The organism is Flavobacterium sp. LC2016-13 (genome assembly GCF_009707955.1).
Classification (GTDB): Bacteria; Bacteroidota; Bacteroidia; order Flavobacteriales; family Flavobacteriaceae; genus Flavobacterium.
Genome location: NZ_WMDQ01000004.1, coordinates 514,556 through 524,645 on the forward strand (window position 1 = coordinate 514,556; position 10,090 = coordinate 524,645).

The 10,090-nt window shown below is 28.2% G+C and carries 13 protein-coding genes; 2 read left to right on the top strand and 11 right to left on the bottom strand.

The genetic code is table 11. The features are described from left to right. Positions 1-140: 140 nt before the first annotated feature. Positions 141-689, top strand: coding sequence for a hypothetical protein (locus GKZ86_RS11580; protein ID WP_154783271.1), 549 nt, complete (start codon positions 141-143; stop codon positions 687-689). A 116-nt stretch (positions 690-805) separates the two neighbouring features. Here the strand turns inward: GKZ86_RS11580 and GKZ86_RS11585 are convergent, their stop codons facing one another. Both GKZ86_RS11585 and GKZ86_RS11590 read right to left on the bottom strand, forming a co-directional pair. Further along, positions 806-2,203: a hypothetical protein gene (locus GKZ86_RS11585; RefSeq protein WP_154783272.1), complete on the bottom strand. Its 1,398-nt coding sequence runs from the start codon at positions 2,201-2,203 to the stop codon at positions 806-808. Between the two features lie 28 nt (positions 2,204-2,231). Then, a complete protein-coding gene (locus GKZ86_RS11590; RefSeq protein ID WP_154783273.1) occupies positions 2,232-2,444 on the bottom strand; it encodes a hypothetical protein in 213 nt (70 codons plus the stop codon). Between the two features lie 273 nt (positions 2,445-2,717). On the opposite strand from GKZ86_RS11590, the gene GKZ86_RS11595 reads away from it, so the two are divergent. Then, on the top strand, positions 2,718-2,951 hold the full coding sequence (locus GKZ86_RS11595; RefSeq protein ID WP_154783274.1) for a hypothetical protein: 234 nt from the start codon (positions 2,718-2,720) through the stop codon (positions 2,949-2,951). A gap of 122 nt (positions 2,952-3,073) precedes the next feature. Here GKZ86_RS11595 and GKZ86_RS11600 read toward each other — a convergent pair whose 3' ends face one another. The 9 genes from GKZ86_RS11600 to GKZ86_RS11640 all read right to left on the bottom strand — a co-directional run. Further along, positions 3,074-3,238, bottom strand: coding sequence for a hypothetical protein (locus GKZ86_RS11600; protein ID WP_154783275.1), 165 nt, complete (start codon positions 3,236-3,238; stop codon positions 3,074-3,076). 41 nt (positions 3,239-3,279) lie between these two features. After that, positions 3,280-4,959, bottom strand: coding sequence for a DNA recombination protein RmuC (rmuC, locus tag GKZ86_RS11605; RefSeq protein WP_154783276.1), 1,680 nt, complete (start codon positions 4,957-4,959; stop codon positions 3,280-3,282). 346 nt (positions 4,960-5,305) lie between these two features. Next, entirely contained in the window at positions 5,306-5,491 is a 186-nt protein-coding gene (locus GKZ86_RS11610; protein WP_154783277.1) for a hypothetical protein, read from the bottom strand. Between the two features lie 28 nt (positions 5,492-5,519). Then, a complete protein-coding gene (locus GKZ86_RS11615) occupies positions 5,520-6,014 on the bottom strand; it encodes a hypothetical protein (protein ID WP_154783278.1) in 495 nt (164 codons plus the stop codon). Positions 6,015-6,253: 239 nt separating this feature from the next. After that, positions 6,254-6,964, bottom strand: coding sequence for a hypothetical protein (locus tag GKZ86_RS11620; RefSeq protein WP_154783279.1), 711 nt, complete (start codon positions 6,962-6,964; stop codon positions 6,254-6,256). A 4-nt stretch (positions 6,965-6,968) separates the two neighbouring features. Beyond that, positions 6,969-7,358, bottom strand: a complete 390-nt coding sequence (locus GKZ86_RS11625; RefSeq protein ID WP_154783280.1) for a hypothetical protein — start codon at positions 7,356-7,358, stop codon at positions 6,969-6,971. Continuing rightward, a complete protein-coding gene (locus GKZ86_RS11630; RefSeq protein ID WP_154783281.1) occupies positions 7,343-8,059 on the bottom strand; it encodes a T6SS effector amidase Tae4 family protein in 717 nt (238 codons plus the stop codon). The genes GKZ86_RS11625 and GKZ86_RS11630 overlap by 16 nt, the downstream gene beginning before the upstream one ends. A gap of 54 nt (positions 8,060-8,113) precedes the next feature. Further along, a complete protein-coding gene (locus GKZ86_RS11635) occupies positions 8,114-8,545 on the bottom strand; it encodes a hypothetical protein (RefSeq protein WP_154783282.1) in 432 nt (143 codons plus the stop codon). A 3-nt stretch (positions 8,546-8,548) separates the two neighbouring features. After that, the coding region (locus GKZ86_RS11640) for a type VI secretion system Vgr family protein (protein ID WP_154783283.1) at positions 8,549-10,090 on the bottom strand (1,542 nt) is incomplete at its 5' end.

The window sequence follows — 10,090 nt, forward strand, 5'->3', positions numbered from 1 at the left end:
TATGACCTGAAAATGAATTACAAAAATAGTTTTTTTTTAGGTTCAGAGGTGCAAAGGTTCAAAGGTTCTAAGCTTTTCTTTTTCGAAATTTGAGATTTGGAATTTAAAAATATATATTTGAGTTATAAACTCATAAATCTATGAAACCGGACAGAATTTACTTTTTAGCAAATCCTTACCCAAATGGTTATTCGCAAAAACATCAACTTTCTTTTAAACCCGTTTCTAAGATTTTGAAGAATATTATTCTAATTTTTCTTTTACTATTTATAAGCTGCAAAGAATCTGAAAAAGAAAAAACGACTAACATTAATCTTAATCGTAGTATTACAAAAAAAACTATTTCAAACAAATGGTACGGAACTTATTCATTCGCACTAAATGAAGATAGCGAAGACTGGAGAGATGCACATTACCTATCTATAGTAATTAATAAAGATTCTGTACTATATTCAGCCGAAGGATATCAATTGTATCATTCTTATAATCTTTCTGCTATTGAAAACAACAATACTTTAAAATTAACTTTTAAGAAAAGCTATAATAATACTGATAGTTGGGCTTTAGAAAAAACTAAAGATTTTGGAGTTTTAACGCTAAAAAATAATGCCTATATCTGGGAAAGTCCATTCATTGATACGTGCTTTAATGATGCAAAAACAAAAAAATATATTTTGAAGAAAACTTAAAATGAGTTAGCATATAAAAAGTACCCGAGCCCTTTTAAAAATGAAATTAAAAAACTTAGTTTTTATTAGGAGCTATTTCCTGTTATGCTTCAGATTTCAAAAGAAGATTTATTTTTTTACAAATTTCTATTCGTTATTTCTCCAATCTCATTAAACATAACACACGGAAATTGAACTCCGGCATATTTGCCAAATTCTGAATAATCAAAATCAAGAACTTTTTTTCCTTGCATTAAATATAATAAAACCCTGTTATCAGGCAATAAAAACCACACAGAACTATCTTTATTTGAGTTAGTTAATTCAAAAAATATTGCTTTTTCTATAAACTTTTGATCAAATCTGTAATTACAACCACAATCATTTCTTTTTGATGTTTCTATGGCCTTATTAATATCAAAAGTTGGTGTGATGTTATTTACTGCGTACCAATTTAAGCTTTTTACATACTCATCGTGTTTTTTCCATCCTGTCGAATTTTTATTTACACCATCGATATTATATTCATTTACTGTATTGTTATTAGTATAATAAATATCAAGTTTTAAATTTGGATCGTTTTTTAAGCTTTCTCTAATGAATTTTATTGACTGAACTCTTTTTACAATTTCCTGATAATCCGATTTTATTGAATCTCTGGAATAAATTGAATTTCCCTCCTTTAATGCTAAAAATTGAAGATAAACATTCGGGAGCATTTTATCGTTTTTCAATGTTATCCTGAAAGTTTTTTTCTTGTACCCAATATATCTTCCAAAACCCAAAACTTCTTCAAAAGATAAAACATCAAAATCTGTTTTTAATTCATTTATTTCTTTCAAATATGTATAAGCTGATAGTGCATAAAGTGCCTGATTATTATTTCTGATTATTTTATTGACTAAATATTTCAACAATTTATTTCCCTCAAGTGGAGGTTTTATTTTAGATTCTATATCTAAAACTTTGTCTAATATTTTTTGAATTTCAAAATTATAAATCAAGTCTTTATTATCATCTTCAAAAGGTATTGCATAACTCCAAACAAACTTTCTCGATTTAAAAGTGTTTTTAGACCACGAATTTTTAAAAACCTCAACTACAAATTGACTTCGATATGAATTGTGCATGGTATAACAACAGCCATTAGACAAATACTCATTAATTTCCTTTTTATATAAATCTATGTTTTTTAAAACTTTAAAAATGTATTCTTTTTGCTCCTTATTCCACGCAATTTTATATTCATTATTGTAAAAACTCAATAATTTTTCAGGATTATTCCTGATGTAATTAGTATCAATTTTAAATTTTGATAATAATTGTGTTGTATCATCAACTTTCTGTAGTTCTACCAATAAATTCTGGATTGTTTTTTGGTTTTTAATAACCTTCTTTTCTATTTTATATTCCTTTTCAGTGCCGTCATATTGATTAACATAGGTAATTCTAGAAATTACTATTTTTTCAGTCAGATCCTGAGATTTCGCTGAAAAGGAAATTATCAATAATAGTAGAAGGATTATTTTATTCATTTTTAAAATATCATATTAACTAATCTCTTTATAACTTCAAAACAAAAGCTATTATTCCAAATCCTGCAATAATATAAACTCGCCAACTACGCATTTTAGTAATTGAATCCATTTCTAAATTTTGTTCCTCCAACTTCTTAGATTCTCTAATATCTCCTGATCTTATCCACCAAATTAATAATGCAAATAATAAAATTCCACCAATTAGAACAAAAATGTTTTCGTGTCGTATATATTTCATTTATTCAATATTCTCTTTTGTAAAAATAACGCTTTATATTTACCATTCAGATACTGTTTTCTTGAAACTAATAATATTTTTTTTGCCTTAAAATATAATAATTTTCTTACTTAAAATATTTTTTTGATATCTTTACAATCCTAAACACAAAGAAAAATGATATCAAAAAAGCTTTTGCCCGTGCGGTATGGTGGCGGTATTGGAAACAACTGCAACGCACTTTGTGGCGTAGGACACCTTAGCTGTGCGGGTTCTTTTCCTAAACACAAGATTATGAGTACCAATACCCTTTCAAAAGAAGCTGAAACCAGGCTTATGACTTTTTTCAACAACACAGTAACGCCAGAACAAATGGCAAAAGCAATAAGACAAGTAAATTATATACTCGCTTTAGGACTTATCAGGGAACACGAAACCAATCAACTAGAAATAATCAAACTAGAAAATAGTTTTTATTGGCTGAATGAATTAGCGGAGATTTTAAATCCTTATTTGGATGTGGAATGAAATTTAAGTTATTATGTGATAGAAACAGAAAGCCTCGATCTTAAAAAAAATCGAGGCTTTTTATGTTTTTTATTTTAAAAACCTGAAACGAAATTAAGTCGAAAGATTTCTAAGAACTACGTTTACTTTCTTGATTTCCTAGATGTACTGTAAGTCGTTGAAGGGCTTTTTTCTGCTTTAGCTTTCGTTACATATTGTCCACTTTTTGCGCTTCTATATTGTTTTTTGGCTTGAGCATTTGAACTAAATGCAAATAATAATGCGATAATCAAAATTAAATTTTTCATAGTTATATTTATTAGTTATTAATATTATTCCCTGAAATATTTCATTCTTCTAAAATTTCAATCCTTGGTTCAGATATTATATCTAGTGTTGATAATGATACTATTTCTTTAGGAAGATCCTTTTTATTTTTTAATCCTAAATTTTTAAGTTTCGTAGCTTGAATAACCAAATTGTCATTACCTGTACTTAATTGTTTAAATGCATCGTTATAATTTTCTTGAGCTTTATCGATTGCTTTCCCAACAGATTCCAAATTTGATACAAAGCCTACAAACTTATCATATAGTTTAGCTCCTCTTTCTGCTATTTCAACTGCATTCTGATTTTGATATTCTCTTTTCCAAAGATCAACGATTAACTTTAATGACGTAATTAAATTAGTTGGACTAATTAATAAAATTCTTTTATCATATGCAAAATTCCATAAATCCGGATCATTTTGTAAAGCCGCAATATAAGCCGGTTCACTTGGAATAAACATCATAACAAAATCCAACGCTTTATCATAATCATCATATCCCTTTGAACTTAATGCTATAATATGGTTTTTTATTGCAGAAATGTGTGCTAATAATTCTCTTTTCTGTTCATCTACATCAACTGAAGCGATTAATCTTGTAAAAGCATTTAAAGATACCTTTGAATCTAATATAACATTTCTGTTATCGGGATATTTTATTACGGCATCTGGACGCATTTTTTTGCCCTCTGAGTCAGACAAAATGGCTTTTCCATTTTCATCCAATAGTTCATGTTCCATAAAATACTGTTCATTCTTTCTTAAACCTGATCTTTCCAAAATACTTTCTAAGATCATTTCACCCCACTTACCTTGAGTCTTTGCTTCGCCCTTTAAAGCCTTAGTTAAGTTTTTCGCTTCTTCGCTAATTACCTGATTAAGAAGAGCTAGTTCTTTAACTTTTTCACCTAACGAAAATCTTTCATTTGATTCCGTTTTATAAACTTCATTAACCTGTTTTTTAAACTCATTAATATTTTGCCCTAAGGGTTCTAATAAAGATTTTATATTAGTTTTATTCAGTTCTGTAAATTTTTCAGATTTAGTATCTAATATTTTATTGGCAATATTTTCAAATTCTAAATTAAACTTTTTACCTAATTCTTCTATTTCTTTCTTTTGTGTTTCAAGTCTATTATTTAAAGCTTCATTATTTGCTTTAGAAATTGCAAATTCTTCATTTTGTAAATTATATTTATTTGTAACTTTTTTTAATTCTTCCTTATAAGTCTCTAATTCAGTTGTTTTCTCCAACAATACCTCATTTACTGATATTAAACTTGCTTGAGAAGTAGCTAAATGTTTAGAATATTGATTAATTTCTATTTTTAAATTAGCCAACTCTTTTTTTATATTATCTAAATCAAGATTTTTCTCTTCAATAGTTTTATTTGATGCAACTAAATTTGCATCGCTCACAGATAATTTATTATTACAAATACTCAATTCTTGTGAACTTTCTTTTAGTAATAAATTTAGTCTATTAACTTCAGTTAAAAAATCACTATTCGTTTTATTTGTAGTCGATATTTCAGATAATGATGTTGCTTTATATGCAACAAACTCTTTGTCTAAATCAATATATTTTTGATTTGTAATGTCTTTTTCCTGTTGGAATTTGATATTTTTTTTAGAATTGGCAATTAACCAACCAACAATAATTCCTAAAATCAATCCAATTATTATGTACGATATTTCCATTATATGATTTATTTTAAATTACACTTCAATTTATTAACAACATAAATATTTCAGTAGCAAATATCATTTTAAAATTAATTCTTATTTTATGGAAAACCTTATTTGTAGCGTTAAATCTTATTTATCAAAAATATCAATAAACCATTCTAAAACAATCAAGTACTTATACCTGATTTTGTCCACAAAAAAGCCCAACCAAAAAAGTTGAGCTTTGCTATAATGCGGGAGTGTCTAGTTCGTGATTGCAATTCGATATTATTATATCTACTTGTTTAAACGATATACATTATTTGTGTTCACGAGCAAGATGCTCACGCCAGCACGGGAGTTTGATTCATTATACTTACTAATCTAAATTAATTTTAGAATAACAATCTATAATAGTATCTGTTGAAATACTATCTCTAACTAATGTTTTTATTTTTTGAATATTTTTATCTTTATAATAATAGTATCTTTTGTAATCAATTTTTGTATTAAAATAATTAGCCCTTAAATTAATCTCTTGAAATTGTTTTTTTTTATTTTTCATAATTTCAACGGAAATAATCTTAGAATTATCAGGTAAATATTTTATTTAATTGAGGAAGAATGAAATTACAATCACTAAAGAAATCTTCTTCTTTGTTCCTCTCCTTAATTTTACAGTTTTCTTTAATAATTTTTTCAATCTCTTTATCTTTTTTCAAAAAATCTAAATTTATAATAGGATTTATATTCATGCATCCATCGGCATTTTGAGAATATTTAATATCTGTAATTGAAGTAGTGTAGTTTATATATAGTATATTTCCTCCGGCAATACGTTTTTTTTGTTCTTGACTGTATATAAATTGGTTGACTAATAGATCATTATTATCAATTGTAAATGTAATTGAATCATTTTCTTTACTATTACCATAAACTCTTGCATATTCTTCATTATTTACGTGGAAATAATGACGGATTTCCATCTCTTTATTATTAGAATGAATTATGACATAATCTTTATTATAAACTTTACATGAAATTGTCAATAGCGAGATAAAAACAGTGATTAGTTTATTTTTTTTCATACACTTTCTTTTTTCTTGATTTTAATTCTTTATACCTGCTGGCGTGAGCTTCTAGCTCGTGATCGCAATCCGATAACTATTATATCTATTTGTTTAAACGTTGTCTCGCCCTGGAAAAGCTTACATATTCACATCCAATTGCTTACCATTAAAAAACTCAATCTTATATAATATTTTTTCATATTATTTTTAGTTCTTTATAAAAATGCTTGCTGGGATTTTCACTAAGTCATGGACACCTACCATTTTCTGTATTCTATTTTTTCTTGATCTTCTATTTGTCCAGAATTACTATTTATAGTTTTTGATGAAATTAGCCTGCCTGTTTTGTCATAATCATAATATCTTTTGTAATAAATAGTCTCTCCGTCTGGTTCTTCAATAAGGATTGCTTCTATTTCAACTAAAAAATTATTTGCAACATGTAATTTTATATTTTTTAACATCGTACCATATATGAAAGGAGAAAATTTAGCATTCAACATTCTAACATTCTCATCTAACTTGAATTCAAATATTTCTATTTCTTTTTTATCATTACAATATTTTTTCCAATCCTGTACTTCATCTAAAACATTATCAATATAAACGAAATCTCGGTCAAGTAATTTATATTTATTTTTATATGGAATTCTTGTATAAAATTTTTCAAAGTAATCGTGATAATCTTCCGAAAAAATATAATCGTCTGATATTTTATTATTTGAATCATATAGAAAATTTGCTTCACTTACTAACTTACCAACTTTATATTTCTCTACTTTTATTAATAAAGTGTCTTTGTATTTAAGAGAAATAGAATCATTTTTAGCTGAAGTTATAGCCATAAGTTTTTCTTTTTTAAAGTAATAATTACCAGTATTATTAATTGTAACTACAACATTATTGCAATCCTGTGGACTACAGCTTATGAACATAAATAGAAAAATAATTAAAAATAGTTTCGTCATCTGATTATTTTTTTAATAACTTCTTTATAAATTTCTCCAGTTCTGCAGATTCATAAAAATCAAAACAATTACAAAAAATAATGTTTTTATCTCCCGTTTCAAAGTGTAAATTATTTTGAAGAGAATAGTATAATCCTGTTACATTAATCGTAAAATCTATTATTTTATTTTTCAATATATCATCTTCTATGAAATTTCCATTTACAGAGATTTGTACTCCCGAAGCATCTTTATAATTTTTATAAAAGGTTGAATCAATTTTTTGATAATTATAACTTATGCACTTATTAAATGCATATTTTTTTATTTCTGCTACTTTGTTCTGCGCAATTGTTTTACTGTAAATTAATAGTACAATCAATAAATATATGCCTTGTTTTATTTTAGTTCCCATAATTTTATTTCATCCGTTTGTACAACAATATTTTTTTTCTTAATCGGGTGGTATTGTTCATATTTCATATTAAAATAATAAAATTCGCTAGAAGGATCATTATGCTGTGCTCCTCCTGGATATATTAAATTTTTCCCATCCCATAATGTAAAATGACCAGATGCATTATTCCAGCCGGAAACTTTAAACATAACAATTCCTTTTAATTTACTTAATTTATCCCAATCTGATTGTGATACACCAGTTTTTCTTTCACCTACTCCAACTTTTTTGAGAGTTACATCAAATTCTGGTGAACCTAAATTATCTTCTAAATATCTGCCTAATTCTTTTACTCTATACCAATAATAGTTCTTTTTCGAGCCTATATTTGAGCCTACATGTACACCTCCGCTAGAACCTTTTTCTCTATATTTTGAATTATCTCTTGGAAGATTGAAACCACTTAAATTTAATCCTCTACTCATTCTAAATGAACACGTATTTTCCCAATCTTCAGGTGCCTTATTGTATAAATCTATTAAACCATTACCAATATCATTATATAATTTGATTACATCCACGGAAGTATCAGGATAATTCTTAATCATATTGTCCCATGATGGTCTGGTGACGGATATTGCTCTTGTCTGTATTCCACCAGATTGAGCAATAAAAGCTCGTTGCATTAACTCTATTGGAATCATTTTTTCATAATCCATAATTATAATTTTTAGATTTATTTAAATTTCAAATTATTCTATATCGTAACCTTACTAATTTTTAAAAAGATTTAAAGTGTAATCTTTTAAAACATTTTCAAAAACTACCATGTTATCTTTATTTACTATCCCTGTAAGTATTAATTCGTTACTGTCACCCGTTAGCGGTTGTCCATCTTCACTTTTTATATAAACTTTAATACTTTCTCCTTCTTTATAATTTGTTGTCTTTACAATAAGATTCATGTCTACATAAAATCTAGATTTATTGGATAATTTTGTATCTCCATATGTCCAATACATTTCTATAATTCTTTTTTCTAAATTGAAAACAGGTGCTTCAATGGGATCTCCGTAAGAATGACTTTCTGCTGTTTCATTAATAAAACCAGCTGCATTAAAAGTGATATTTCCCTGCGAATACATATAGTGATTCCCTTTTGTATTTATAGTAATATTTCCTTCAACAATTCTAATTCTGCTCATAATCTAGTTGTGTCTGGTTTGTTCTCCACTATTATTTTGTATCTCTTTTTGGGCATTTTTATTCAAATCACCTCCGGTATTATGATTTAAACTTTGTTTACCATTATCGTGTCTGTCTTTTTCAGCTGTAGATTCAAAATTTCCTTTAATATGTTCTAAATATTTCCCTTCTACTATCGCATTAAAATCGCCTCCAATTCCTATTGTTTTTAATCCGCCAACATTTTCACTGTGATTTACCCCAATAATATCGGTTTTGTTTACGTTTACGTTTGTTGACATATTTTGATCAACATTTAAAACTAAATTTTTGCAATTAAGAGTTAATGTACCTAGTGTCGTTATGGTTACATTTTTATTCTCTTCATCCAAATGAATTTCATTCCCACTCGGATCAGAAAGCCAGATTCCCACTTTCTCAACAAATTTGAACAATTGACCAAATCTCAGTTTCCATCCTTTAATCATGTTTTTAGAATCAAAAAATTCGGGTTTCGCTTTTCCGTTATAATGGGATCCAGAAACGAAAGGACAATCAATATTTCCGCCTTCAAAATCAATTAATACTTCATCGCCTATTTCAGGTCTGTTATAAACTCCCCTTCCTTCGCCGGAATAAGATTGTACAACACGCATCCATTCGCTTTTTGTGCTTCCGGCTCCCCAATAAAATTCTACCTTTACGCGTCCTAATTCTTCGGGATCATTATTGTCGTACACTTTGGCAGACTGGCTTTTTGCTTTTCTAAATTTCTCTACATTGGTATAATGCGGCGCGGCAACATCGGCAGGAATAGCTTTAAACTCACACTTGTAATTTCCGTGAATTTGTGAGTGGTGTATTACTTCAATAGCAACAAGTTCATGTTCGACCGTTTGGTTTTGAATCGTAAAAACCTGCCCTAAACCAATAGGCAAATAAGATATTCCCGTATAAAAAACACTGTTGGCATCTCTACCTGCGGTTTGCAGTTTGGCCAGCTCCGTAATATCTGTTGCATTTTGTGCCTGATTGGTATAGGCGCCAACATTTAGATTGGGTTGCGAAACCGAGGCTTGTCTGTCTAAAACAACCTTTGCGAAACTATCAACACTTCCTGTATTGGTTTTGGCTTCTGAGGCATTAATATTGCTTGCCAAATTATAATCATAACCTCCAAAAGAAGTTTTATGGGAAACTAAATTGGTTTCAATACCAAATTCATGCAGCGAAGCCCCGTTGATTAATTTGACCTTACTGGTTTTGGTTTGTCCAAATTGCATACGCATTCCGTCAAAATAAAACCATTGTCCGTAACGGGCAGAAAGACGTTTTAAAAAGTCAAAACTCGTTTCGTTATATTGCGGTTTGTAATCGAAAATTTTGGTGTAAGTTGGTTCAATAGCATCTCTTTGGTAAAATTCTCCGGCAGTTTCTTCGGCAAAAATATTCAGTGCTATTTCTTGTAGGTTGCGATCCAGAAAAGTTCTGGATTTTTTCATGTCATCGAGTAAAATCGTGTGACTTATACCTTTTACGTGCAAACCAACCGGACTTCCGTTTAC

Excerpts from the sequence above, each read along its gene's own strand:
- GKZ86_RS11580 (WP_154783271.1), top strand. The coding sequence starts at position 141 with ATGAAACCGGACAGAATTTACTTTTTAGCAAATCCTTACCCAAATGGT.
- GKZ86_RS11585 (WP_154783272.1), bottom strand. The coding sequence starts at position 2,203 with ATGAATAAAATAATCCTTCTACTATTATTGATAATTTCCTTTTCAGCG.
- GKZ86_RS11590 (WP_154783273.1), bottom strand. The coding sequence starts at position 2,444 with ATGAAATATATACGACACGAAAACATTTTTGTTCTAATTGGTGGAATT.
- GKZ86_RS11595 (WP_154783274.1), top strand. The coding sequence starts at position 2,718 with ATGAGTACCAATACCCTTTCAAAAGAAGCTGAAACCAGGCTTATGACT.
- GKZ86_RS11600 (WP_154783275.1), bottom strand. The coding sequence starts at position 3,238 with ATGAAAAATTTAATTTTGATTATCGCATTATTATTTGCATTTAGTTCA.
- rmuC (WP_154783276.1), bottom strand. The coding sequence starts at position 4,959 with ATGGAAATATCGTACATAATAATTGGATTGATTTTAGGAATTATTGTT.
- GKZ86_RS11610 (WP_154783277.1), bottom strand. The coding sequence starts at position 5,491 with ATGAAAAATAAAAAAAAACAATTTCAAGAGATTAATTTAAGGGCTAAT.
- GKZ86_RS11615 (WP_154783278.1), bottom strand. The coding sequence starts at position 6,014 with ATGAAAAAAAATAAACTAATCACTGTTTTTATCTCGCTATTGACAATT.
- GKZ86_RS11620 (WP_154783279.1), bottom strand. The coding sequence starts at position 6,964 with ATGACGAAACTATTTTTAATTATTTTTCTATTTATGTTCATAAGCTGT.
- GKZ86_RS11625 (WP_154783280.1), bottom strand. The coding sequence starts at position 7,358 with ATGGGAACTAAAATAAAACAAGGCATATATTTATTGATTGTACTATTA.
- GKZ86_RS11630 (WP_154783281.1), bottom strand. The coding sequence starts at position 8,059 with ATGGATTATGAAAAAATGATTCCAATAGAGTTAATGCAACGAGCTTTT.
- GKZ86_RS11635 (WP_154783282.1), bottom strand. The coding sequence starts at position 8,545 with ATGAGCAGAATTAGAATTGTTGAAGGAAATATTACTATAAATACAAAA.